Origin of the sequence: Pseudomonas sp. ACM7 (genome assembly GCF_004136015.1) — a bacterium.
Classification (GTDB): Bacteria; Pseudomonadota; Gammaproteobacteria; order Pseudomonadales; family Pseudomonadaceae; genus Aquipseudomonas; species Aquipseudomonas frigoris.
In genome coordinates, this window is the sequence record NZ_CP024866.1 from 154,293 (window position 1) to 178,478 (window position 24,186).

General features: G+C 60.3%; 27 protein-coding genes and 4 pseudogenes. 13 read left to right on the forward strand and 18 right to left on the reverse strand.

The annotated features are described in order from the left end of the window. Positions 1-109: 109 nt before the first annotated feature. Positions 110-1,015 carry a LysR substrate-binding domain-containing protein gene (locus tag CUN63_RS00740; RefSeq protein ID WP_129436761.1) on the forward strand — a complete coding sequence of 302 codons (906 nt, stop codon included), beginning with the start codon at positions 110-112 and terminating at the stop codon, positions 1,013-1,015. Positions 1,016-1,205: 190 nt separating this feature from the next. Next, complete coding sequence (locus CUN63_RS00745; protein ID WP_129436762.1) at positions 1,206-2,126, forward strand: LysR substrate-binding domain-containing protein; 921 nt, start codon at positions 1,206-1,208, stop codon at positions 2,124-2,126. Here CUN63_RS00745 and CUN63_RS00750 read toward each other — a convergent pair. The 3 genes and pseudogenes from CUN63_RS00750 to CUN63_RS00760 all read right to left on the reverse strand — a co-directional run. After that, on the reverse strand, positions 2,047-2,643 hold the full coding sequence (locus CUN63_RS00750) for a DinB family protein (protein WP_129436763.1): 597 nt from the start codon (positions 2,641-2,643) through the stop codon (positions 2,047-2,049). The genes CUN63_RS00745 and CUN63_RS00750 overlap by 80 nt on opposite strands. 244 nt (positions 2,644-2,887) lie before the next feature. After that, a complete protein-coding gene (locus CUN63_RS00755) occupies positions 2,888-4,006 on the reverse strand; it encodes an NAD(P)/FAD-dependent oxidoreductase (RefSeq protein WP_129436764.1) in 1,119 nt (372 codons plus the stop codon). 16 nt (positions 4,007-4,022) lie between these two features. Then, positions 4,023-4,190: pseudogene (locus CUN63_RS00760) on the reverse strand (MFS transporter); the annotation flags it as partial. Between CUN63_RS00760 and CUN63_RS00765 the strand changes: the two are divergent. After that, positions 4,188-4,340 (forward strand): annotated as a pseudogene (locus CUN63_RS00765) (OprD family outer membrane porin); the annotation flags it as partial. The pseudogenes CUN63_RS00760 and CUN63_RS00765 sit on opposite strands and share 3 nt — an antisense overlap. A 280-nt stretch (positions 4,341-4,620) precedes the next feature. After that, complete coding sequence (locus CUN63_RS00770) at positions 4,621-4,938, forward strand: DUF2388 domain-containing protein (RefSeq protein WP_111449117.1); 318 nt, start codon at positions 4,621-4,623, stop codon at positions 4,936-4,938. A gap of 51 nt (positions 4,939-4,989) precedes the next feature. Here the strand turns inward: CUN63_RS00770 and CUN63_RS00775 are convergent, their stop codons facing one another. Next, the gene (locus CUN63_RS00775) at positions 4,990-5,922 is read right to left on the reverse strand and encodes a pyridoxal-phosphate dependent enzyme (RefSeq protein WP_129436765.1); all 933 of its coding nucleotides are present in this window, start codon (positions 5,920-5,922) and stop codon (positions 4,990-4,992) included. A 68-nt stretch (positions 5,923-5,990) separates the two neighbouring features. Next, entirely contained in the window at positions 5,991-6,782 is a 792-nt protein-coding gene (locus tag CUN63_RS00780) for an SDR family oxidoreductase (RefSeq protein ID WP_129436766.1), read from the reverse strand. A gap of 123 nt (positions 6,783-6,905) precedes the next feature. Here CUN63_RS00780 and CUN63_RS00785 point away from each other — a divergent pair, with 123 nt between their 5' ends. Both CUN63_RS00785 and CUN63_RS00790 read left to right on the forward strand, forming a co-directional pair. Next, the gene (locus CUN63_RS00785; protein WP_129436767.1) at positions 6,906-7,844 is read left to right on the forward strand and encodes a GlxA family transcriptional regulator; all 939 of its coding nucleotides are present in this window, start codon (positions 6,906-6,908) and stop codon (positions 7,842-7,844) included. Between the two features lie 128 nt (positions 7,845-7,972). Further along, positions 7,973-8,632, forward strand: coding sequence for an isoprenylcysteine carboxylmethyltransferase family protein (locus CUN63_RS00790; RefSeq protein ID WP_129436768.1), 660 nt, complete (start codon positions 7,973-7,975; stop codon positions 8,630-8,632). Positions 8,633-8,737: 105 nt separating this feature from the next. Here CUN63_RS00790 and CUN63_RS00795 read toward each other — a convergent pair whose 3' ends face one another. From CUN63_RS00795 to CUN63_RS00820, 6 genes are all read right to left on the reverse strand, one after another. Continuing rightward, positions 8,738-9,406, reverse strand: a complete 669-nt coding sequence (locus tag CUN63_RS00795) for an HAD-IA family hydrolase (protein ID WP_129436769.1) — start codon at positions 9,404-9,406, stop codon at positions 8,738-8,740. Positions 9,407-9,518: 112 nt separating this feature from the next. Next, on the reverse strand, positions 9,519-9,731 hold the full coding sequence (locus CUN63_RS00800; RefSeq protein ID WP_129436770.1) for a DUF1059 domain-containing protein: 213 nt from the start codon (positions 9,729-9,731) through the stop codon (positions 9,519-9,521). A 175-nt stretch (positions 9,732-9,906) separates the two neighbouring features. Next, on the reverse strand, positions 9,907-10,314 hold the full coding sequence (locus CUN63_RS00805; RefSeq protein WP_129436771.1) for a response regulator: 408 nt from the start codon (positions 10,312-10,314) through the stop codon (positions 9,907-9,909). A 182-nt stretch (positions 10,315-10,496) separates the two neighbouring features. Beyond that, complete coding sequence (locus CUN63_RS00810) at positions 10,497-10,823, reverse strand: pentapeptide MXKDX repeat protein (protein WP_129436772.1); 327 nt, start codon at positions 10,821-10,823, stop codon at positions 10,497-10,499. Positions 10,824-10,894: 71 nt separating this feature from the next. Continuing rightward, entirely contained in the window at positions 10,895-11,680 is a 786-nt protein-coding gene (locus CUN63_RS00815; protein ID WP_129436773.1) for a molybdopterin-dependent oxidoreductase, read from the reverse strand. Further along, entirely contained in the window at positions 11,677-12,297 is a 621-nt protein-coding gene (locus CUN63_RS00820) for a cytochrome b/b6 domain-containing protein (RefSeq protein ID WP_129436774.1), read from the reverse strand. Before CUN63_RS00820 ends, CUN63_RS00815 begins: the two co-directional genes overlap by 4 nt. Positions 12,298-12,467: 170 nt before the next feature. Here CUN63_RS00820 and CUN63_RS00825 point away from each other — a divergent pair, with 170 nt between their 5' ends. Next, the gene (locus CUN63_RS00825) at positions 12,468-13,409 is read left to right on the forward strand and encodes a class I SAM-dependent methyltransferase (protein ID WP_129436775.1); all 942 of its coding nucleotides are present in this window, start codon (positions 12,468-12,470) and stop codon (positions 13,407-13,409) included. Between the two features lie 92 nt (positions 13,410-13,501). On the opposite strand, the gene CUN63_RS00830 is transcribed toward CUN63_RS00825, so the two are convergent. Then, positions 13,502-14,275: a helix-turn-helix transcriptional regulator gene (locus CUN63_RS00830; protein ID WP_129436776.1), complete on the reverse strand. Its 774-nt coding sequence runs from the start codon at positions 14,273-14,275 to the stop codon at positions 13,502-13,504. A 111-nt stretch (positions 14,276-14,386) separates the two neighbouring features. Between CUN63_RS00830 and CUN63_RS00835 the strand changes: the two genes are divergently transcribed. Both CUN63_RS00835 and CUN63_RS00840 read left to right on the forward strand, forming a co-directional pair. Further along, positions 14,387-15,490: an extracellular solute-binding protein gene (locus tag CUN63_RS00835; protein WP_129436777.1), complete on the forward strand. Its 1,104-nt coding sequence runs from the start codon at positions 14,387-14,389 to the stop codon at positions 15,488-15,490. A 204-nt stretch (positions 15,491-15,694) separates the two neighbouring features. Beyond that, positions 15,695-16,825, forward strand: coding sequence for a P1 family peptidase (locus CUN63_RS00840; RefSeq protein ID WP_129436778.1), 1,131 nt, complete (start codon positions 15,695-15,697; stop codon positions 16,823-16,825). Here the strand turns inward: CUN63_RS00840 and CUN63_RS00845 are convergent. After that, the gene (locus CUN63_RS00845) at positions 16,773-17,423 is read right to left on the reverse strand and encodes an NAD(P)H-dependent oxidoreductase (RefSeq protein WP_129436779.1); all 651 of its coding nucleotides are present in this window, start codon (positions 17,421-17,423) and stop codon (positions 16,773-16,775) included. The genes CUN63_RS00840 and CUN63_RS00845 overlap by 53 nt on opposite strands. 86 nt (positions 17,424-17,509) lie before the next feature. Between CUN63_RS00845 and CUN63_RS00850 the strand changes: the two genes are divergently transcribed. Next, positions 17,510-18,190 (forward strand): TetR/AcrR family transcriptional regulator, encoded by a 681-nt coding sequence (locus CUN63_RS00850; RefSeq protein ID WP_129436780.1) that lies wholly within the window; start codon positions 17,510-17,512, stop codon positions 18,188-18,190. 252 nt (positions 18,191-18,442) lie between these two features. Here CUN63_RS00850 and CUN63_RS00855 read toward each other — a convergent pair whose 3' ends face one another. After that, positions 18,443-19,165, reverse strand: coding sequence for a GNAT family N-acetyltransferase (locus CUN63_RS00855; protein ID WP_129436781.1), 723 nt, complete (start codon positions 19,163-19,165; stop codon positions 18,443-18,445). A gap of 393 nt (positions 19,166-19,558) precedes the next feature. Beyond that, on the reverse strand, positions 19,559-20,128 hold the full coding sequence (locus CUN63_RS00860) for a YceI family protein (protein WP_129436782.1): 570 nt from the start codon (positions 20,126-20,128) through the stop codon (positions 19,559-19,561). Between the two features lie 206 nt (positions 20,129-20,334). On the opposite strand from CUN63_RS00860, the gene CUN63_RS00865 reads away from it, so the two are divergent. Together CUN63_RS00865 and CUN63_RS32520 are read left to right on the forward strand one after the other, a co-directional pair. Beyond that, positions 20,335-21,090 (forward strand): SDR family oxidoreductase, encoded by a 756-nt coding sequence (locus tag CUN63_RS00865; RefSeq protein ID WP_129436783.1) that lies wholly within the window; start codon positions 20,335-20,337, stop codon positions 21,088-21,090. A gap of 159 nt (positions 21,091-21,249) precedes the next feature. After that, positions 21,250-21,372 (forward strand): annotated as a pseudogene (locus CUN63_RS32520) (MerR family DNA-binding transcriptional regulator); the annotation flags it as partial. Between the two features lie 87 nt (positions 21,373-21,459). On the opposite strand, the pseudogene CUN63_RS00875 reads toward CUN63_RS32520, so the two are convergent. From CUN63_RS00875 to CUN63_RS00885, 3 genes and pseudogenes are all read right to left on the reverse strand, one after another. Further along, positions 21,460-21,900 (reverse strand): annotated as a pseudogene (locus CUN63_RS00875) (NAD-dependent epimerase/dehydratase family protein); the annotation flags it as partial. An 88-nt stretch (positions 21,901-21,988) separates the two neighbouring features. Beyond that, the gene (locus CUN63_RS00880) at positions 21,989-22,729 is read right to left on the reverse strand and encodes a transporter substrate-binding domain-containing protein (protein ID WP_129436784.1); all 741 of its coding nucleotides are present in this window, start codon (positions 22,727-22,729) and stop codon (positions 21,989-21,991) included. A gap of 160 nt (positions 22,730-22,889) precedes the next feature. Then, positions 22,890-23,585 (reverse strand): phosphoribosyltransferase, encoded by a 696-nt coding sequence (locus CUN63_RS00885; RefSeq protein ID WP_129436785.1) that lies wholly within the window; start codon positions 23,583-23,585, stop codon positions 22,890-22,892. Positions 23,586-23,975: 390 nt separating this feature from the next. On the opposite strand from CUN63_RS00885, the gene tnpB reads away from it, so the two are divergent. After that, positions 23,976-24,186, forward strand: a 211-nt coding sequence (gene tnpB, locus CUN63_RS00890; protein WP_165353219.1) for an IS66 family insertion sequence element accessory protein TnpB, incomplete at its 3' end; no start/stop codon positions are given.

Genomic DNA, 24,186 nt, shown 5'->3' on the forward strand with positions numbered 1-24,186 from the left:
CTCTTGAGTGTCAGGGGTCATCAGAGGTGACCGTTGAGCAGATGCTAGATTGCGATGATCGGACCGTCCAAGACATAATATGCAGCACTTGAGTCCTGATAGGTCTGACATGATCGACATCCGCCAATTGCGCTACTTCGTCGCCGTCGCCGAAGAAGAACACGTCGGTCGCGCCGCCGAACGCCTGCACATTTCCCAATCGCCCCTGAGCCGGCAGATCGCCCAGCTCGAAGAGCGCCTGGGCCTGACCCTGTTCGAACGCAGCCAGCAACGCATTCGCCTGACCCGCGATGGCCAGACTTTTCTGGCTGAAACCCGTGCCCTGCTGACCCACGCCAATCGCCTGGAATCCCTGGGCAAGCGCCTCGGTCGTGGTGAAGAAGGCGGCTTGTGCATCGGCTACATCGAAAACGCCATGCACGCCGGCGTCTTGCCCAATGCCTTGCGGGTGCTGCGGGTCGACCGGCCGAACGTTCACGTCGCGCTGTACAACCTGAATTCCGCCGAACAACTCGAAGGCCTGCGTCAGCGTAGTCTGGATATCGCACTGGTCAGCGAACCGCCCGTCGCCGACGACCCGGACCTGCTGGGTTTTCAGGTGCTGGACGATCCGATGCTGCTGGCCCTGCCCGAACATCATCTTTTGGCGAACCACACAACACTGACCCCGGCGGACCTGGCCGATCAGGAATGGATCGGCGTGCAACCCCGCCAAGACGCCGCCAGCCGCGACGACTTCGTCAGCGCCTGCATCCGCGCTGGTTTCACCCCGGACATTCGCATGGAAGCCACCGAACCTTTCACCGCGTTGGGATTGGTGGCATCGGGGCTGGGCATCGCCATGATTCAGAAAGGCCTGAGCCGCAACGCACCGCCCGGCGTGGTATTGCGGGAAGTGCCGTGGATTTCCTTCACCACGCCGCTGTGGGCCGCGTGGCACCGGATCAATTTGCGGCCGCTGGTGGAGACGTTCAGGAAGGTGCTGACGGAGCCATGTTCGGCTGACTCGCCCTGAGATTTCAAGATCAAAAGATCGCAGCCTCATTGCACTCGACAGCTCCTACAGGGTTTGGCGCACACCTGTAGGAGCTGTCGAGTGCAACGAGGCTGCGATCCTTTGATTTTCTAAGCGAATGGATCTTCGACTGCCACACAGGGTTTGGTGCTTTACTGAAAAGACCCCGAAATCCTGCGAGCAACCCCACATGAACCGCAACGACCTGCGTCGCGTGGACATGAACCTGCTGGTGATTTTCGAAACCCTGATGTTCGAAAAGAACCTGACCCGTGCCGGGGAGAAACTGTTTCTCGGCCAGCCTGCCGTCAGTGCCTCGCTGGCCGAGTTGCGCGACCTGTTCGACGACCCGCTGCTGGTGCGTAACGGTCGTGTGCTGGAGCCGACCCAGCGCGCATTGGCGATCCTCAAGGAGTTGCAGCCGGCGATGGACACCATCTCCGGCGCGGTCAGCCGGGCCAAGGATTTCGACCCGTCCACTAGCCGCGATGTATTCCGCATCGGCCTGTCCGACGACGCCGAGTTCGGCCTGTTTCCGCCGCTGCTCAAGCAAATACGCGAAGAGGCGCAGAACGTCGTGGTGGTGGTGCGGCGGGTGAATTTCATGCTGATGTCGTCGATGCTGGCCAGCGGGGAGATTTCCGTCGGGATCAGCTACACCACGGAACTGCCGGCCAACGCCAAGCGCAAGAAGCTGCGCGACCTGAGCGTCAAGATCCTGCGTGGCGATGACCGTCCCGGCACCCTGACCCTGGATGAGTATTGCGAGCGCCCTCACGCGCTGGTGTCGTTTTCCGGGGATTTGACCGGTGCCATCGATAGCGACCTGGCCCGTATCGGTCGTTCACGCCGGGTGGTGCTGGCGGTGCCGCAATTCGCCGGCCTGCGCGCCTTGCTGACCGGCACCGATATGCTCGCCACGGTGCCGGACTACGCGGCGTGCGCGCTGATCGAAGGCAGCAGCCAGTTGCGGGCCGACGACCCGCCGTTTGACATCGTGCTGTCCGAACTGTCCATGGTCTGGAACGGGGTCAACGATAACGATCCGGCAGAACGTTGGTTGCGCTCGCGAATTGCCCAACACATGGCCGCTCCACTGCCGGGGCATTAATCGATTTGAAAGACTCGGGGTCGGTCTCGCGCAGGTAGACCGGCAGGTCAGTGACCGGCGGCATGACCGGAATTTCGAAGTACATCTGGACCACCCAGCCGCGGTGGTAGCTGGCGTGGTTGACCACGTGCATCAGTATCGCGCCGGCGCTCATGGTGCCGCTTTCCCCCGAGACAAAGCTGAACTCGACGGGTTTATCCAGCGAGGCATCGGTCTGCCGTTCGCTCCAGTCGCAGTACCAGTGATCGATGTCCTTTTGCGCCAGGCGCAGCTCGGCGAGTTCGGGGTGCAGCAGATCGTGTGACGTCTTGAAGCCGTGCCCTCGGCCTTCGAGGTGGGCCTGCCAGATGCAGTCCACCACGTAGAGGTGGTTCAGGGTGCCGATCATGTTCTTGAACACCGACACGCGCTCTTTATTGACCTCACCCGGCGGCAGTGCGGCCAGGCTGTCAAAGAGGCGTTGATTGGCCCAGCGCTTGTAATCGGCAAGCATGCGGGCAGTGCGTACGTTAATCATCGGAGGTCTCCCATTGTGATGGGCGCACTGCCAAGCATAGCCCTCAGGGCGAGCGGCATTGCAAACGCTGATTACCGGTCACTTCGCAGTAACACGATCTGTGTAGCAGCTGCCGAGCAACGCGAGGCTGCGTTCGGCGGCGAAGCCGTCGTAAAACCTGAGACCGCGTTGCATCAGGTAGACCGCATTCGCCGGACTACGGCGGCTTCGCCGCCGAACGCAGCCTCGCGTTGCTCGGCAGCTGCTACACCGGTCGTTGTGTGGCTAATACCGTCGTCACCCGATCAGCCAGCGCCAGGCAACTGGTCAACCCCGGTGATTCAATACCGAACAGATTCACCAACCCCGGCACACCATGCTCGGCCGGACCACTGATGACAAAGTCGGCCGCCGGCTCGGTCGGGCCCGTGATTTTCGGGCGGATACCGCTGTAGGCCGGTTTCAGGCTGTTATCGGGCAACGCCGGCCAGTAGCGCCGGATTGCCTCGTAGAAGCCATCGGCTCGGCGTGGATCCACACGGAAATCGACGTGATCGACCCATTCGACGTCCGGCCCAAAGCGCGCCTGACCGCCCAGATCCAGCGTCATGTGCACACCCAACCCCGCACTCTCCGGGGCCGGATACACCAAATGCCGGAACGGCGCCCGGCCGCTGAAACTGAAATAGCTGCCCTTGCATAGCCGGGCAGTTGGAACGTGCTGCGACGGCAAGCCATCAATCCGGCTCGCCACCTCAGGCGCGGACAATCCCGCGCAATTGATCAACGCACGGCAGCTCAAGGTAATCGGTTGGGCGCCGCCCATCCGCAATTCGAAACCTTGCTCGGTGCAACGGGCCGACGCCAGCGGCGTATGAAAAACCAGCGACGTGCCACTGGCCTCGGCATCCGCCTGAAGCGCCAGCATCAGGGCATGGGAATCGACAATCCCGGTGGACGGTGACCAGAGCGCAGCGACGCAGGACACTGCCGGTTCAAGTTCCCGCGCCTGTTCGGCGTCCAGCCATTGCAGGTCATCAACGCCATTGTGCAGGCCCTGCTCCAGCAATTTGCGCAAGGCTGCGCATTGACCGTCATCCGTGGCCACGATCAGCTTGCCCAGGCGCTGGTAATCGACGCCGCGCTCATCGCAAAAGGCGTAAAGGCGTTGTTTGCCCTCCACGCACACTTGCGCCTTGAGGCTGCCGCTCGGGTAGTAAATGCCGGCGTGGATCACTTCCGAATTGCGCGAACTGATGCCCACGCCAATGCCCTCGCCCGCCTCGACGAGGATCACTTCCCGCCCGCTGCGGGCCAGGGCTCTGGCGACCGCCAGCCCGACCACTCCGGCCCCGACCACCACGCATTCGATATCGACGCTCACCTGCCCTCCGCTCCTTTCACGCCAGCCCTCGTTCCCGATAATCGATCAGGCTGGAGAATATCGCCAGCAGCATGGCCATGACCACGAAGAAGATCAGCACCAGGAAATACGACCCGGTGAACTGCACGATCAGCCCGATCAGGATCGGCACGATCACCCCGGCCATGTTCCCGCAGAAGTTGATACCCAGAAAGAATGGGAGCGGGACATCGCTCTGGACTACGTGATTCAGCCCGGCACGCTTAAAGGTGTCGGATTCGGATGGCGTAACGGCGCGTCCCGCAACCAGGATCAGAATCGCTTGATCGTGAGCTACAGCATTCCTTTGCTTTAGCAGAGCGACCTAAGCCCGCCTTGCCTCTTGGACTCAGCGCTGACACTGGGTCAGCGCTTTGCCTGGGCTGACCAATGGCCGCGGCCCGCGCGTGCGGCGAAGCAAAGCGAGCTGATCCAGCGTTTTCGGTGGAGATTATTGTGTGTGCGGCGAGGATCTGAGCCTTTTCAGACGCAGGCGTTGGACTGATCACGCATCGACAGGGAACTCCTGACGACCGCCACGCATCTTACAGATGAGGTACTTCCTTTTTTGCTTCACGCTTTCAGAGGACACCGTCATGCGCCGTCTGATTATCATCTCTTCCCTTTTGCTGTGTTTACCCTTCGGCTCCGCTATGGCCAAAGTGGATGCGGGCGATGTCGCCACGTCAGCCGGGGTTTCCGCATCGTTGTACTCGACGTTCAAGGACCACAAACTCATGATTCCTGCCCGGGATGACGCCTCCAGCTTCGTTGCCAGTGGCGGCGCGATTCGTGGTGTTTATCTGGAGTCATACTTAAAGCAGATTCGTCAGGAACATCCAGGCCTCAACGCCAGCGACGAAGATCTGGCCAGAGCGATCCTCGTCCAGGAAGGCGTTGCCGCGGGTCAATAAAGGCTGAAAAAGTAGCGGTGGGGCTGCAGCACCCGGATAGCGTTTGCAGCCCTACCTTGCTTCAACACCGGTGGATAATCGCGCCCAACCCGCCACCAATTGCGCGCTGATGCTCACGCCGCCGCACACCACAATCACCACATCATGGGCCTCGGCAATCGCCGGATGGTCCAGGTATCCAATCGCCAACGAAACGCCGCACGCCGGCTCGACCAACTGACGCAGGTCGTTGGCGTAACGCACCACGCCCATGATCGCCTCGTCATCGCTGAGCGCGACACACTCGTGCGGGAAATCGAGGATATGCTGCACCGGCCAGGCGGCAACCTGAGTCGCGCCGAGCGACTTGGCGACCGTATCGATCCGGGGGAATTTGACCGGATGTCCGGCACTGACAGCGGCGGCAAAAGACGCAGAACCCTGGGTTTCACACGCGATGATCCGGCAGTCCATGCGCTTGTGGCGAATCAATCCGGTGAGAATCCCCGCCAGCAAACCTCCACCCCCTACCGACATCACGAGCGCATCGACCTGAGGACAATCCTCAAGGATTTCGTCGACCATCGTGCTGTGCCCTTCCCACAACACCGGGTGATCGAAGGCTGGCACGTACTCGGTGTCCGCGCCCTGCGCGAGTTCTTTGGCCCGTAGATTGGCTTCGTCCCAGACCTTGCCATGAACGATCACCTCGGCACCGGTTTTCCTGATCCGTGCGCGGGTGGTTTCCGGCGTGGTGTGCGGCACCACAATGCAGGCTTTCAATCCCAGTCTGGCGGCAGCCACGGCGGTGGCGAACCCGGCGTTGCCGCCGGAAGGACAGATCACTTTGCGTTTCCCTTGCGCCGCTGCCTGGCTGCACAAGAGCCCAATACCGCGAAGTTTGAAAGAGCCGCTCGGTTGCAGGTTTTCCAGCTTGAGCCATATTCGTCGAGATGGGGTCGACAGGTCTGGATGCAGAATCAACGGCGTTCTGATGTGAAGCATGGCGGAGCTCCTTTAGGGTGAACGGTCCTAATCCAAGCTTAGTTCACCCCGCTCCCACGGTTACCGCTTCAGCGATAACGCGGTGCTGCCGTGGAATGGCCGAACAAGCCTGAAAGCCTCTGACGCTGGGCTTCGTAGGCATCCCACTTATCGCCTTGGTGCAGGCCCGGAATGGTCACCACTTCGCCTTGCGCCAACCCCGTCAACGCCGCATCGACCATGTCCTGGGCGGACATCACGATCTCTTGCGGCAGGTTTTCCACCGGGTTGCCGGCCTCGCTCCAGAAGTCGGTGGCGGTAGCGCCGGGCAATACGGCCTGGATCCGAATGCCTTTGTCGGCCAGCTCGCGGTGCATCGATTGGCTCAGGCCGAGGACAAATGCCTTGGTCCCGCCATACACGCCGTTGAGAATTTCCGGGGCGATGGCAACGATCGAGGAGATATTGATCACCGTCCCGGTGCCCCGAGCGACGAAGCCTGGCACCACCGCGTAAGCCAGGCGCATCAACGCGGTCACGTTGAGGGTGATCATGTCTTCCATCTCATCCACGGGGCTGCCGAGCAGCGGCATGACAGCGCCGACCCCGGCGTTGTTGACCAACAGGGTGATACTGGCGTCGGAGCGTAGAATTTCTTCGACCCGCCGCAAGTCGGCCTTGTCTTTCAAATCGGCGGCGACCACTTCCACGGCGCGGCCGGTTTCATTACTCAAGTGGTTGGCCAAGGCGCTCAGTTTCGCCTGGCTGCGGGCGACCAGAATCAGATCGTAACCCTGCCGCGCGAGACGGTCGGCATACACCGCGCCGATGCCCGAAGAAGCGCCAGTGATCAGAGCGGTACCTTTGGATGAGAGGGCCATGTCGATTTCCTTCACAGTGAGGCGATAACGTCGCCGGGTGTGAACCGTTATAAAGGGTCTAACGCCCGTCTCAAATGACGTTTAAAGTACGTTTTTCGGACATGACCTTTTGAGGACATCTCGATGACTTCCGTGGCATTTGTAGTGTTTGAAGGGTTCCAGTCCATGGCGCTGGCGGCCATGCCGGTGTTCGAGTACGCCAACTTCAGCGCCGGCGAGGCGCTTTATGACGTCAGCGTATTGTCCGAAGACGGCCGCACATTACGCGCTTCCGGTGGGCTGAGCGTCGGCACCGAGGCCTTTGGTGAGCGGGTGTTCGATACGGTGATTGTGGTGGGCGGCGATGCCATCCTCGAGCAGGCACCCGAAGGCGTGCTGAGTTACCTGCGCGACAGCGTTAAAACCGCACGGCGCACGGCGTCGATCTGCTCCGGAGCGTTCGTCCTGGCCCAGGCCGGTTTACTCGACGGACGGCGCGCCACCACCCACTGGGCTTATGCACGGGAGCTGCAAGCGCGGTTTCCGTCGATCAAGGTCGAAGAAGACCGCATCTACGTCGTCGACGGTTCGATCTGGACCTCCGCCGGGATGACCGCCGGCATCGACCTGGCGCTGGCCATGGTGGAAAAGGATCACGGCGCCGCACTGGCCCGTTCCGTGGCGCAGAAACTGGTGATGTACCACCGCCGCGCAGGCGGCCAGTCGCAACACTCGGCGCTGCTGGAACTGGAAGCGAAATCCGACCGCATTCAAACAGTCCTCGGCTATGCGCGAGAACACCTCACCGAGACGTTGTCGGTGGAGCAACTGGCAGACGTCGCGCGCCTCAGCCCTCGGCAGTTCAGCCGAGCCTTCCGGACGGAAACCGGTCAATCACCGGCCAAAGCCATCGAAAACCTGCGCCTGGAAACGGCGCGGCAGATGCTGGAACGCGGGCGCCTGACCCTCGATCAGATCGCCGAAGAATCCGGCTTCAGCGACTGCCGCCGCATGCGCGAAGCCTTCCTTCGGGCGTTCGGACAGCCGCCGCAGGTGATTCGGCGTAATGCCAGGGCCCTGTAGGAGCTGCCGAAGGTTCGGGCCGCGTTCGGACGATCTTTTGATCTTGTTTTTAAAAGCGAAGATCAAAAGATCGCAGCCTGCGGCAGCTCCTACAATGAACGGTGTCAGGTCCGTTTGTGGAGGTGCAGATGAAAATCTCGGCCAAACTGGCGTTTTTCGCCGTTGTTTCCACCCTCGCCTACCTTGGGCTCGCGGTGTGGGGGCTTGGCGGATTATCGGCGTTTTTCTCTCATGCACCGCTGGTGGTCATTGCGCTTGCCACTTTGGTGATGGCCATCGCGTCCTTGTTCACCGAGGTCAACCTGAGTTCCGGCGAACGTGAAGACCGGGCCAATCGCTGGGTGCTGCCGGCGTTCGGGGTGATCGGTTTATTGAGCGGGTACCTGCCGGCCTATACCGACCGAATCGATTTCTGGACCTTTGGTGACGAAGGTGTGCGCTGGCTCGGGGCATTACTGTTCATCATCGGCGGCACGCTGCGGCTGTGGCCGGTGTTTGTGCTGGGCAAGCGTTTCAGCGGACTGGTGGCGATTCAGCCGGGGCACACGCTGGTCACCGACGGGATTTATCGCACCTTGCGCAACCCCAGTTATCTGGGGCTGATGATCACTGCAGTGGGCTGGGCACTGGCCTTTCGCTCCGGCGTTGGCCTGTTGCTGGCCGCGGTGACGCTGATCCCGCTGATCGCCCGCATTCACGCCGAAGAAGGGCTGTTAAGGGCGCAGTTCGGCAGTGAATACGAGGCTTATTGCGCCCGCAGTTGGCGGTTGATTCCCGGGGTTTACTGAAACAACACAACCCTAATGTGGGAGCGAGCTTGCTCGCGAATGCGGTGTGTCATTCGCCATCGATGTGCCGGACACACCGCTTTCGCGAGCAAGCCCGCTCCCACATTAGATTTTCTGTAGGCGGACATGTCCCTCAGGGTCTACTAGCGCGACGACCGAGTCGTAGCTGGCCAATGTGGCATGCGGGGTCTGGAGCGGATGGTCGTGGGTCGCGGTCACCACGATAAGGCCCGCGCCCGCTGCCTCGGCGGCGAGAATGCCCACGGTGGCGTCTTCGAAAATCAGGCAATCGGCCGGTTCAACACCCAAGCGTTTGGCCGCCAGTCGATAGCCCGCAGGATCGGGTTTTCCGGCGCTGACGTCTTCGGCAGTGACCATCACCAAAGGCTGCGCAATACCCGCCGCGGCCATCCGCCGCAGCGCCAATGCCTTCGGCGCCGAGGTGACGATCGCCCACTGGTTCGCGGGCAGCGACTTCAGAAAGTCTGCCGCGCCAGGCACCTCGATGATCCCCTCGACATCCTCGATTTCCGCCTCGGTGATGAACGCCGCTTCAGCCTCGGCATCCACCCCGGGCAACGCCAGGCGATTGATGGTGTCGATGGCGCGAACGCCATGGATAGTGGGCAGGAATGAGACGACATCAACGCCGTGGCGCAAGGCCCAGGCCGCCCAGATCCGCTCGGCAGCGGCGATGGAATTGAGGACGGTGCCGTCCATATCGAACAGAAAAGCGCGGTACGGGGTGTTGAAGACAGATTCTTGAGCAGACAAGGGGGAGCTACCTCTCGCAAGTGCCAGGCGGGTTCGCCGAGCAATGTAGCATTTGCGAGGAGCTGCCGAACGCGGCCCCAACCTTCGGCAACTCCTGCAGAGGATTTCCTTGCTAAGCGGGACGCGGTGCTTCAACAGGCGGGGTGCCGTCGTGAAACATCGTCTTCAGTTGAGCACGCAGTTCCGGTGAGTCGATGTGCTTGTGAACACTGACCGCATGCTGTGCGGCGGCTTCGAGCAGTTCGTTTTCAGAGTCTGCGGACAGTGCGACCGAGCATTTGGCATCGCTTGGAAACTCGCGGCAGTCGATGTATTTACGCGCCATGATCTTCTCCTCCCTACGACGAAGGCAGGCCGTGGCCTGCGTGAACGATCACTCGACGCGCCATCCCATCCATCAAACACGATTGCAGGTCGCACCGAGTGTGCCGACTCTTGAAGTATAGGCCCGCCACAAGGCGCAACGTGACAGGTTGTAGTGATCAGATGTGCCGCAGGTTCTAAAGGGTACGTTTCGACTTCAAGGCACCTTCCAAACAGTCCAGCAACTGCCCAAGCGCCCACGGTTTCTTGATGAACGACACCGAATGCCTGACCCCGGCGCTTTCCGGCGTTTCGAAACCGGACATGATCATGATCGGTTTGTCCGGCCAGCGGTCGCCAAACAGATTGGCCAGGTCCGCACCATTGAGTTTGCCCGGCATGGTGATGTCCGTGAGCAATAGACGGACGCCGTCCGAGTGCTGCTCCAGATACTTCGACGCGGCATCCGCGCTGGTCTGAGGTTCAACCACAAAGCCTTCTTCCTGAAGAACTTCACAGAGAAACTCCAGGATCAGCGGGTCGTCCTCAACCACAAGAATCAACCCGCCAGGAAGGAGCTCACCCGCCGTCGATACTGGACTCATGACCGTGACACTCCCTGATTGCATGAATGATTTCGCGCGCTTAAATCCGCCACCTATCAGGTATGAGCAGCGGACTTCGCGGAAATTCATTTTTGATACAACCGGGCGATTAAATCGGGCGCCATACAGCGGCGTATGGGCGTCTGCAAACCAGGGTCTGGCCTCGAAGGAGGGTGTTCGGATCAGTACGAAGGAGCCTCTTTTTTCATTGTGTCCTTGGACATCGCGTCCTTCTTCATTCCGTCCTTGCTCATGGCGTCCTTGGACATGTTGTCTTTCTTCATCGCGTCCTTGGACATGTTGTCTTTCTTCATCGCGTCCTTGCTCATGGAATCCTTGGTCATGGCGTCCTTTTTCATCGTGTCTTTATGCATGGCGTCTTTAGACATTGAATCCTTGCTCATGCTGTCGTTGCTCATGCCGTTATTGGTTGTAGCATCGGCGGCAAACACGCTGGCGGTGCCAAACACCAGGCACATGGACAGTACGGTGGTCGCTAACTTTTTCATGATGGAACTCCTTGAAGCACAGGTTGCGAATGAGCGCAGCGGGCGCTACGCAGTGAAGTGGCCAGGCGCCATCAGCTACCACCGAACCAGTTGTAGCCCTGGTCTTCCCAGTAGCCACCCGGATAGGTGTTGGTGACGAACATCGCCTGAATGTGTTTGGGATTCTTGTAGCCCAGCTTGGTGGGCATACGCAGCTTCATCGGGAAGCCGTACTGGCGAGGCAGCACCGCGCCGTCATAGGTCAGCGTCAACAAGGTTTGCGAATGCAGCGCGGTGGCCATGTCGATGCTGGTGTAGTAGTCGTCCGCGCATTTGAAGCCGACATATTTGGCATCCGTGTCGGCACCGACCCGCTTCAGGAAGTCGCTGAACCGTACGCCGCCCCAGCGCCCGATCGCGCTCCAGCCTTCGACGCAGATGTGTCGGGTAATCTGTTCGGTCTGGGCCATGGCACGCAGTTCTTCCAGGCGCCAGCTGCGCTTGTCGGCGACCATGCCGGTCACTTCCAGTCGATAACTCTCTTCCTCCACCGTCGGCGCCTCGTCGATGCCGTAAAAGGCATTGAACGGAAACGGCCGGGTGATCATTGACTCGGGATAGGTCGGCGCCAGCGCATTGGGGTTGAACAACCAGCCCTGCACCCGATCGTTGAACCGGGACATGGAGGACAACGCGGTGTCGACGCTTTCGTTGTCGGTGAGGTTGCAGCCGGACAACATGGCCACGCCGCCGAGTGTCAGGCTGCGCATCAGGAACGAGCGTCGTGAGCGGTCCTCGATCTGTGGGGCAATGATTTTCCTGGCATCTGTCAGGATGGACGACTCGTCCAGCCCTGAGCCTTGAATGCGCTTTTTCATACGACCTCCTTGCGACCGACAATCATGGCCCACAACGTTTTGGGAACCAGCGCGACCATCACCAGATGAACTGCGACAAAGGCCACCAACAGCGACATCGCGATGAAGTGCACGTGCCGCGCGACTTCGTAACCGCCCAGCAGTTCACGCAACAGCGGAAACTGGACGGACTTCCACAACACCAGACCGGAAATCACCAGCAGCGTGATGTCGACCATCACGAACAGGTACGCCACCCGTTGCACGTGGTTGTAATGACTCAGATCGGCATGCCCCAACCGCCCTCTCAACGCGGCCCACAGGTCATGCAGGACACCTTTAGGCGAAACCGGGAAAAAGCGCCGTTTCAGACGACCACTGACGAGGTTGATGATCAGGTAGACAAGACCGTTGACGGCCAGAAACCACATCGCCGCGAAATGCCATTGCAATGCGCCGCCGAGCCATCCACCCAAGGTGATCGTTTTGGGAAAACTGAAGTCGTACAGCGGGGAAGCGTTATAGATTCGCCAACCGCTGGTGACCATGACCAGCACCGCCAAGGCGTTCAGCCAATGGGTCAGCCGTAGCCAGCGGGGATGGCTACTGACGGCGGGTGAAGCAGGTAACTGCGACATGATGGGCTCCCGGCGGTTGATCGTTGGAGCCGAGTATGTGGGCCTACAGATCGCCAAATCCTCACGTAAAGTTAAATTAAACGTGATAACTACCCCCCAATAGCCTGTGGGAGCGAGCTTGGCTCAATTGTGGTTAAAATGCCGCCCCAACAAATTGCTGGCCCTGCCCGATGAACGCTGACGCTCTCTCCACCCTCCACGACCATTTACTGACGGCTCTGGCGGCTGCCCCCGCCGAAACCCGCCGGCTGTTCCACGGCCGTGGCCGGTGCTGGCCGGGGCTGGAGCAATTGACTGTCGACTGGTTGCAGGGCGTGGTGCTGGTGTCGCTGTTCAAGGAACCCGACGCGTCGCAGCTGGAAGCGTTGAAACAGAAGCTGATGGATGTCACGCACTCGCCTGCGTGGACGCAATCCGGCGCGCACACGCTCCTGCTGCAACATCGCTACCTGCTGCAAAGCACCACCGAGTGGCTTTTGGGGGACGCGATCGACGAGATGACGATCACCGAGGGCGGTTTGCATTACCGGGTGGACCTGGGCCGCAAACAGAACACCGGCCTGTTCCTCGACATGCGTTATGGCCGCGACTGGGTGCGGGCCAATGCCCAGGGCAAGCGCGTGCTGAATCTGTTCGCCTACACCTGCGGATTCTCGGTAGCGGCCATCGAGGGGGGAGCAACGCACGTGGTCAATCTGGACATGTCCAGCCCGGCCCTGAGCCGTGGCCGCGACAATCACCGACTCAACGGCCACGACCTGAGCAAGGTGACTTTCCTCGGACATGACCTGTTCAAGTCCTGGGGCAAGGTGATTGGCAAGGGCCCTTACGACCTGGTGATCATCGACCCGCCGTCCTTTCAGAAAGGCAGTTTTCTGCTGACCAAGGACTACCAGCGCGTGCTGCGCCGACTGCCGGAACTGCTCAGCCCACAGGGCACGGTGCTGGCGTGCATGAACGATCCGGCGTTCGGTGCGGACTTCCTCATCGACGGCGTCACCCGCGAAGCACCGAGCCTGCGTTTCGAGCAACGGCTGGATAATCCACCGGAGTTTCCGGACGCCGATGTTGAATGCGGGTTGAAGGCGCTGGTGTTCAGGCTGGCTAGCTAAAAATCAAAAGATCGCAGGCTTCGCCAGCTCCTACGTTGGGATGGCGTACACCCTGTAGAGCTGGCGAAGCCTGCGATCTTTTGATGTTGATTTCAATGCGGCTGCAACACCAAAGCAAACAACTCACCATGCCCATTCACATTGAGCTTGTGATAGAGATTGCGCCGGTGCACTTTCACCGTCTCCGGGGAAATGCCCATCTGCTGGGCGATGGCCTTGCTTGAGAAGCCCTGAAGAATCAGCCGTGCCGTTTCGATTTCCCGCACCGACAGGCGCGCATCGAAACGATCCAGCAGGGTCGCCAGATCCCCGGCCACCGCTTCGGCGGCCGGTCCTTCCGGCGGCATCAATTGCAGGTGACGGCGCATCGCCGCCAGCACCCAATCGCGCACGCAAAGCAGGCGCCCCTGTTCCTCAAGCGTGAATCGCGTCGAGCGTCCCAACGACAAACCGAGCACGCCGCCCTCGACGTTGACCATGAACTGCAACTCGTCACCGCCCACCACAGTACGGAAATAGCTCAGGTAGTACTCGCTCTGCTGGAACTGGTCGGGGGCCACCGATTCGAGGCTGTGCAAGCCGTCGACAATGCCGGCACAGGCGGCCTGATAAAACGGATCGAGCAGGTACATGCCGGCGCTGTAATCCGCCAGTTCTTCTTGCTCGGTAGCACCGCCCTTTGAGTCGAAGTCGATCAGCAGGCGCGGCACCCGCCCGGCCCGCATTACCGCGACCAACGCGTTGTCCATCGGCACCAGCAGCCGCAGCGTGTCGACCAGCGCACGCCAGAACCCGTCCTGCCCCAAGGCACCAAATACCCGCGCCAACCCTTGGTGCACCGGTAACTCTTTCAACAACGCGTCCACGCCCTACCCCTTTCGAGTAACCCATGATGGGAATGGGTGAGTCCACTCCCTGCCGATACGCTGCAAGCACCTGATCATCACCGGCCTGCAACAGGCCAGGAGTGCCGCATCATGAGTCGTCACCGCTCGTATATCAATCTTGGACTGGGCACCTGTTTGTCGGTCTCGCTATCGGCGGTTGCCGCCGAGGGCCCGACGGTTCACGTCTACAACTGGTATGACTACATTGGCCCTACGACCCTGCGGGATTTCAAGCGTGACACCGGGATTGCGCCGGTCTATGACACCTTCGACAGTGCCGAAGTGCTGGAGGGCAAATTGCTCACCAGCCGCAGCGGATACGACGTGGTGGTGGCCAGCAACTTCAGCTTGCCGACCCTGATCAAGGCCGGCGCCCTTGCGCCTCTGCCCCACGCTCAGATGCCGGACTTCAAAAACATGGACGCTGACCTGTTGGCAAAACTAGCCAACAACGACCCGGGCAACCAGTACGCCGTGCCGTATCTGTGGGGCACCAATGGCATCGGCTACAACATCGACAAGGTCCGCGCCGCGCTGGGCGACAAGGCGCCGGTGGACTCCTGGGACCTGGTGTTCAACGAAGAAAACCTGGCCAAACTCGGCCAGTGCGGCGTGGCCATGCTCGACTCGCCGGCCGAGATGTTGCCGGTCGCCCTGCACTACCTCGGCCTGCCCCCCAACAGCACCAACCCCGAGGACTACAAAAAGGCCGAAGCACTGCTGCTCAAGCTGCGTCCACACATCGCCTACTTCAACTCGTCCAAGTTCATCAGCGACCTGGCCAACGGCAACATTTGCGTGGCGGTGGGCTGGTCCGGCGCGATGCTGGAAGCCAAGACCAATGCAGAGCAGGCCAACAATGGGGTGAAAATCGCCTACAGCCTGCCGAAAGAAGGCGCGCCGGTGTGGTTCGACACCCTGGTGTTGCTCAAGGACGCACCACATCCGGAACAGGGTTTGGCCTTCATCGACTACCTGATGCGTCCCGACGTCATAGCGCCGGTCAGTGATCACCTCTCCTACCCCAACGGCAACCGCAGCGCGACGCCACTGGTGGCCGAAGCGACCCGCAACAATCCTGCCGTGTATCCGTCGGCCGAAGCCATGGCCACGTTATTCACGCTTCAGCCCTTGCCGCCCGCCACCGAGCGCGTGCGGACGCGGATCTGGAGCAAAGTCAAAAACGGTCAGTGAACCCGATGGGATCTGTAGCAGCTGTCGAGCTTGCGAGGCTGCGTTCGGCTGCGCAGCAGTCGTAAATTCTGAAATCTCGGTCTACCTGGAACAACGCACTGCCTGATTTCACGACTGCTTCGCAGCCGAACGCAGGCTTCGCCAGCTGCTACAGGGATTGTGTTAGCCAATAATTTTTTGAATGAATTGAAGATGAGAGAAACGATGAAACCACGTGCCCGCGACCTGAACATCCAGTTCGGCCAACTGCAACCCGGCCCGCTCAACGCCATCACCGATGTGCCCGGCGTACGGGTCGGCCACAGCAATGTGCGAGGACGCACCTCGACCGGCCGCGACATCCTGACCGGCGTCACCGTGATCGAGCCGCGTGCCGGCTCTACCAGCCTGCAACCATGCTTTGCCGGCGTCCATGTGCTCAATGGCAACGGTGATGCGACCGGTCTTGAATGGATTCGCGAAGCAGGTCTTTTGACCAGCCCGATCGCCTTCACCAACACCCACAGCCTGGGTGTGGTGCGCGATGCGCTGGTGACGCTGGATCGCCAGAACCAGCCCGATGACGGGCGACTCTACTGGAACATGCCAGTGGTGCTGGAAACCTTCGACGGTCTGCTCAACGACATCAACGGTTTCCACGTGAAGCCTGAACATGTGGCCGAAGCCCTGCGCACGGCGGTGGGTGGTCCGGTGATCGAAGGCGCTGTCGGCGGCGGCAGCGGCATGATCTGCCACGAATTCAAGGGTGGGATCGGCACCGCTTCGCGACGTCTGAACAGTGCTCAGGGCGGCTGGACCGTCGGCGCCATCGTCCAGGCCAACCATGGCATCCGCAACGAACTGCGGGTCGACGGTTACCCGGTCGGGCGCTACATGGAAAAGGCCGACTCGCCATTTCTCAAGGCGTCCTTGCCGCATCCGGGTATGGGCTCGATCGTCGTCTGCCTGGCCACCGATGCACCGTTGCTGCCGCATCAGTGCACGCGCCTCGCGCAGCGCGCCAGCCTCGGCCTGGCCCGCACCGGCGGCGGCAATGAAGACCACAGCGGAGACATCTTCATCGCCTTCGCCACCGGCAATCAACACGTGCCGCCGGCCGCTTACGAGAGCAAGCGTGCGCCGACCACCGACAACCTGAGCATGGTCAACAACGACCACATCAGCGAGTTGTTCCTGGCCGCCACTGAAGCGGTGGAGGAAGCAATCATCAATGCCTTACTGGCCTCCGACACCGCCGAAGGCAATGGCCATGCGGTACCGGGACTGGATGCCGGGACGTTGCTCAACGCCTTGCGTCGGGCGGGCTGGCCGGGTGAACAGGGCTATCAGGATTGAGGTGTCTGGATGCCGCAAAGAGCTCGCGACCGAAGCTTTTCGCGGCGTCCAGGTGCACCGTCGGGTCCTGAATTTCCGATTCGAGCAGCAACTCGGACGTCACCACCCGCGCACCGCAATAATCAAAAATGCCATGGTCAATCTGCGTCCTCATGGCCTCGGCATAACCGTGCCGGGCGTAGGTGGCAGCGTCGGCACCGCCCACACCGATCAGGTGAACCCGCAGGTGGCCAAGCTTCTTTTCCAGCTTGGCATCGGCAGTGAAATCGAACGCCCAGCCGTTGGCGAACACCCGATCAATCCAGCCCTTGAGCAGCGCCGGCATCGACCACCAATAGACGGGATAGACCAGCACCACCGCATCGGCGCGGTCTATCCGCGCTTGCTCGGCAACCACATCAGCAGGAGGCCGCGCTTCCCGGTGATGCACCGCCAGATCAGCGGCGCTGAACCTCGGATCGAACCCTTCGGCCGAGAGGTCGGCGATTTCAACGGTATGACCGGGATCGTCCAGGGTGATGCCCTGAGCGACTTGCGCAACCAGGCTATGGGTAAGCGAACGAGGATCGTGATGAGCCACAACGATAAGCGCGTGCATGCTGGAAACTCCTGATTGAGAGCACAAGGCGGACCTTATATACTCTTGGTAAGTTACGATCAGTAAGTTACTTTTGGTACATAGCCATGTCAACCACCGAAACAGACGCGCAAGATTCCACGCCGCAACCGCGACGACGAATGTCCCGGGAGGACCGCCAACGCCAGTTGCTGGACGTCGCCTGGCAACTCGTTCGGGAAGAAGGTACGGACGCGCTGACATTGGGGCGACTTGCCGAGCTAGCCGGGATCACCAAACCGGTGGTGTACGATCACTTCACGACGCGCCCCGGGCTGTTGGCGGCGCTCTATCAAGACTTCGATGCCCGGCAGACTGCACTGATGGATGCGGCGCTTCAGGACAGCGAACCGACTTTACCCGGCACCGCCAGGGTGATTGCTTCGTCATACGTCGACTGCGTGCTGCTTCAGGGCAACGAGATTCCCGGCGTCATCGCGGCACTGGCCAGTTCCCCGGAACTGGAGAAGATCAAGCGCGAGTACGAAGCTATTTTCCTGAACAAGTGCCGAACCGCCCTCGCCCCTTTCGCTGGCGTGGGTGAGATCAAGGCAGCGGGATTGCGGGCGATGCTCGGTGCGGCGGAAGCTTTGTCACACGCCGCCGCGAATGCAGAAATCAGCGCCGTGCAGGCACAGGACGAGCTGTACGAAACCATCATTGCAATGGTCGAAAGAAGTGCCCGTGGCGACGTTGGAAACATCGCGGAAACTGACACCAGAAAGATGGATTCGACTAGCGGTACTTGAGCGCCAACCCCCAACTTTCTACGATGATTCTACGCAGCCGCTTGTTTGCTCAAGCCACTGCGTAGGTGGTGAGTGAACTGAACCCCCAACAAGCTCACCACTTGTTTCATGCGCATCTTGAGCCTCAAGGGCTCTACTTCCTCCCCATCAAAGAGCGTTGAGGCTCTTTTTTAACTGCGCGAAATCCAGACATGAAAAAGCCCTTGGCGCGTTGTCCGCACCAAGGGCTTTTTTTGCGTTGAGTCGAAGCAACTAGACCAACCGCAGTCGAGGTGAAGGAGCTGGCACCGCCCCTTCACCCAATCGCTCCCGAACAAACTCATTCACCTTGCGCGTCATCTGGTCCAGATGCCGGTCACGCTGTTTTTCCGCATCGAGCATGGCCCGCTTGCCGTGTTTTTGCAGCAGGTACGTATGAATCTGTCGCACCTCGAGCGAGCTGTAGATCGACGCCACGTCCAGCACGGCCATCAAGCCATCAGTGCCGTGATCGCGGGTGTTCATCAACACCTGAGTCGCGCGCACGCCCACTACCTGAAACCCCATAGCCTCAAAATAAGGAACCTTGGCGACCGCGCACGTCAGCTCGGCATGAGGGTAGCGGCCGACCATCTCCCGCAGCATCTTTCGGGCGACACCCTGACGCCGATGGCTGGCACTCACCGCCATATACGCAACACCGCATGCATCGGGATCGTCCTTGACCGGCAGGTACAGCAGGAAGCCGACGACCTTCTCGGGGTCGTCTTCGTCGGTCGCGACGAGCAATTCCACCGCAATCCCTTTCGCCCCGTTCAATGCTTCCAGATAGAGGTGAACCTCGTAGCCGATCGCGTACTGGTACACGTTGTACAACAGATTGCTCGGCGTGATAGCGATCATGCTGATGTCGGTCAGGTAATCGACCACCATCTGCAGGATCTGGCTATTGATGTGCTCGGGGCACGGGGTTTTGAAATGGGTGATCTGGGGCATTCGTGGCTCTGACTCTGGGGCGGACGTGAAGAGTGTGTTCGCGGGCGTGCCTATCATAACGTGCTGACGTGACCGAAGGTGGTGTGTCAGTCGACAGCAATGCTGGATGCCCAGGCCCCATCGCGAGCAAGCTCGCTCCCACATTGGATCTGTGGCGTTCACAAATCCCCTGTGGGAGCGAGCTTGCTCGCGATGAGGCCAGAGGCGACACAACTAAACGGTAGCTTTAAACCCCTCCTCCCGCTGCAATGCCCGCGCCTGAATCACATCCAGAACGGCGCACCCTTCGCGTGTCAGCAGATGCACCGCGCGGGAGCGTGGGAACGATCGTCGGCCGCCATTGATGAGCCCGCCTCATGACTCGCAATGACCACTTGGGACCCCGCATGCGTGTTACCGCTGCGGCGCAACCATCCGAAACCGGATATTGATCTTGTCGGAGACGACACCGTCGGCCCATTCGCCCTCACCGACTTTGAAGTCGCTGCGCTTGAGCGTTAACTGCCCATCGAAAATCCCGATGGCGTTCTCGGCCTTCAAGAGGACCGGCACCTCCACTTCACGCGTGATCCCCCTGAGCGTGAGTTTGCCGGTGATCGAGTAACGGTTGTTGCCCAGTACCTTCACGCCGGTCGACACAAACTTCGCCACAGGATACGTTGCCGTGTCGAACCAGGCCGGTTTTTTCAGTTCGCTGTTAGCGTCGCTGCTTCCGGCATCGATGCTGTCGAGCTGGATGGTGAGCGCGGCCCGGCCTGCTGATGGTTTTGCCGTGTTGAAATCAAGCGTGGCCTCGAACTTGCCGAACGTGCCGTATACCCGCGAGGAGAACTGTTTATACGTGAAGGAGATCGTGCTTGCGGTTTCATTGACCTGCGTGTATTCGACCGCCTGGACGCAAGGCATCGCGCCGAATGCAAGGGCGGCAACCAGCACGGCGCAGGTCGGGAATCGGTGTTTCATGGGATTCTCCGGTTGGGCTCCCGTCATGAGCTGAGGCGCCGCACACGTGAGCCAGCGATAGGTGGACTAAAGCAAACAAACGCCGTTAATTCCACCTGCCGCTCAGACTTCCGACCACCTGTCGGCCCACGCAAGTGTCCGCCCCGATAGGGCCGCTGTCCGGGTGTTTAATGACTGTCCCAACACACCGCATCGGGAGACCGGCCATGAAATTCGTCATCATTGGAGGAAGCGGGCTGATTGGCAGCAATGTCTGCAAGAACCTCCAGAATCAGGGGCATGAAGTCATAGCGGCGTCACCGAGTACCGGCATCAACGTCATCACTGGCGAGGGCCTGGCGGACGCGCTCAAGGGCGCCGAGGTGGTGGTCGACGTGGCCAACTCCCCCTCATTCGAGGATCACGCGGCGTTGCATTTCTTTGAGACCGCCGGGCATAACCTGTTCGCTGCCGAGAAGGTTGCCGGCACCAAACACCATGTTGCCCTGTCAGTCGTCGGCACCGAACGGATGCTCGACAGCGGATATTTCCGAGCCAAAATGGCCCAGGAAAAACTCATCAAGGCATCGGGTGTTCCCTACACCATCCTGCGCGCCACGCAGTTCTTCGAGTTCATTGGTGCCATTGCTTACTCGGGTCGCGAGGACGGCAACACCATCCATTTAACGTCCGCCGCCCTGCAACCGGTGGCCTCGGTCGATGTCGCGGCCGCACTGACGGCTATCGCTCAAAAAGCGCCGATCAATCAGACCGTGGAAGTGGCCGGGCCGGATCGCCGACCCATTGTCGAATTCGTGAGTGAGTACCTGAAACATACCAAGGACCCGCGCGAAGCCGTCTCGGATGACACGGTTCCTTACTTCGGCGCCCCGATCAATGACAAGTCCCTCACGCCAGGCGATAACCCCATTGTCGGAGCGACCCGGTTTGAAGATTGGCTAGAGATCGCGCATCCCTCTTGAGTCGCTAGTGGCGATGATGATCAGCGGGTCCAGCGAAACTGAACCCGCTCTCGCCGTCAGGTATCACCCTTCACAGACAATGGCTTGCAAGCAAACCGGGCTGCGATAGGATGGCTTGCGGATTTTCGATAGCGACTCGCGTGGCGAGAAGGATTGCTGATGTTCATTGGAAGACTCGCCGGGCTTACCGGCTGCACCCCGAAAGCCATTCGACTTTACGAACAGATGGGGTTGATCCCGGAACCGGATCGCCAGGGTCAATATCGCGTCTACACCTCACATCACCTCACGCTCGCGCGCCTGATCCGCCGGGCACAGGTCGCCGGTTTCAAGCTCGCCGAGATGGTGCCTCTCATCGCTGCAAAGAACGAGGATCATCCCCAGGGCGACATCTCGCACGTCGACAAAATTGAAATGAAAGCCCGGGTCCAGAAGCAGCCCGTTCTGACCGATGGCCGCAACGGAACTGACATACACCACGCGCTTGACCCCGGCCTTCGCCGCCGCCTGCAAAACGCGACGTGTTCCTTCCACATTCGGTTCGATAATCTCGGCGTACGGATGCCTCGCCCAGTGCTTGAACACCGCCGCAACCTGAAACAACAAGTCCACCCCGTTCAACGCCTCGAGCATGGCCGCTTCGTCGAGCAGTTCGGCATACACCCTTTCGCAATCCAGCCCCTCGAACGCTGCCGAATCGTTCACATCACGAACCCCGGCGCGGACTCGGTAACCCTGATCGAGCAAGGCTCTGACCAAGGTATTGCCCAAATGCCCATTGGCGCCCGTGACCAAACATAACTGACTCATACAACTGTCCCCCTCGCTTGAACAAACATCCGTTTTGGCGAGGACGACCTTAGGCTCTATCCCGTGGGACAGAGTCAATATCAGCGGATCAAAAGATCGCAGCCTGCGGCGCCACCGTGACATCCGCCTGACCGCTGGCCTTCAGTGCCGCGTGCACGAACCCTTCTGCTTTTTTACGCTCCACAAATGCCCTCACATAAGCAGCACCTGCCTCTCGATCTCGAGGCACAGCCATTGCCTGGCGAATGGCCGTGAAGGCCCCTTCAAGCACGCGATAACGCGGGTCAGCATCGGCTACTTTCTGCAACGGTTGGCGCACGCCTGCCGCGGCATCCAGGTCCTTGTCGAAGAACAAGTCGACCGCAGCGGCGGAGGTTTCCGCCCGCGCCAGCTGCGCGTGTTTCAAGGTGCGCGCGAGGAACAGGTCATAGGCCGCACCCTTGCCGACCGCCAGCCGCAATCCTGGCTGATCGAGATCTTCGACGGCCACGAAGGGCGAATCGGCCGCTACCAGGTAAGTGCCTTCAATGATCACGTAGGGCGCACTGAACGCGATCTGTTGCTCGCGCACGGGCTCGATGGCAAGGAACGCAAGGCTCCAGGCCCCCTCCTCCAGCGCGGCAAACACTTTACCGGCGGCGTCGAACGTCACCATCTCCAGACGCACGCCAAGCTCTTGCGCCAGTGCCTTGGCCAATGCGACGGAGACGCCTTGTGGCGATCCATCTTGGCCCTGCTGAGCCAATACCGGATTACCGAAATTGATCGCTGCACGAAGGACGCCTTGCGGGGCGAGATCTTCAAGCACTGCGGGGGTGATAGCACTCATCATTTGCTCCAGGTAGCGCGGGTCAGGTTGCGCTCCTGCGCCACCGTGATGAAAAGATCCAGGCTCGTGAGGTCGTATCGCAATGGAAGAATCCTTGACTCGAGAACGCTGAGTGAAGCACGCCAGGCAACGCGTTATCCAGTGAAGGCTCTGATCCTTATCAACTATGACCGGAGCGTTGCTGTGCGGCGCTGGACTCTCGCTGCCACGCCCGCTGCAACAGCTTGATGACCTCTGCATCCGAGGTCTGGGTAAAGTCCATGTACCAACGGCTGATCGACATCAGCCAGTCGGGAATGAGCGGGCATATCAGCTCATCCACCTCGCGGCGTAGCGCCTCCGCCGTTTCTATCGGTGCCACCGGCACGGCGACGACGATACGAGACGGCGCTTGCGCACGCACCGCGTGGATCGCCGCCATCATCGAGGCGCCTGTCGCCAGGCCGTCGTCGATCAGGATCACCACCTGATCCTTGAGTTGCACAGGCGCGCGCGTTCCCCGGTAAAGCTGCTCGCGACGTAGCAGCTCCCGGGTTTCCCGTGCGACCACGTCATCGAACGTAGCCGGGTCAATCGGGTGAACCCGCAGTGCATGTTCATTGAGGATCTGTATGCCGCCACTGGCGATGGCGCCCATGGCAAATTCTTGATGAGACGGAACGCCCAGCTTGCGCACCACCATCAGGTCCAGACGAACGTCCAGTGCGGCGGCCACTTCATAGGCCACCGGCACACCGCCACGGGGCAAGGCGAGGATGATGACATCGGGGCGATGAGCGTATTTGAGCAGCGGTTCCACCAGACGTCGCCCGGCCGCGGCCCGGTCCTGCAGGATGGTGGGCGATGAGGGACTCATTTGAAAACCTCCTCAGGCGATCACGCCTGTCGGTTCGCATCACACGGTCACTCAGGATTGTCGGTCTGACGGTAGCTGACATCAAGCTCAGCCATGACGCACGCGCCCGCCGATCGCATGGCCGGCGTCAGCGCGAATGACTCAAAAAAGCGACCTCCCTGATGCAGGACTTTATTGTCACCTTCACTAAGAAGGTCGCACCTGTCAGCTACGAATAAGCCCTAAGGCTTACACGCGGAATCGGCCTAGCATGCGCTCGCTACTGTCCGTGGAGAAATAACGACGGAGTCCTGTCGTTTCACAGTATCCGCTCCATGAACTCCACATTCCAAGCGGATAGCTGACGGCTGATGCTGTGCTCCCGATTTCCATCAGGAGCCCATCACCATGATGCGTCCCAATGCCAGCGTTGAAAAAGTGTACCTCTACCCAAAGCCTGTCGATTTTCGAAAGTCCATCGACGGCCTGGCTGCATTGGTCGAACTGGACATCAAAGTTGCGGTGTTCGACCCTGTGCTTTTCGTCTTTCTAAATCGCCACCGCAACCGCGTCAAAGTGTTGTACTGGGAGCGCAACGGCTTCTGCCTTTGGCTCAAGCGCC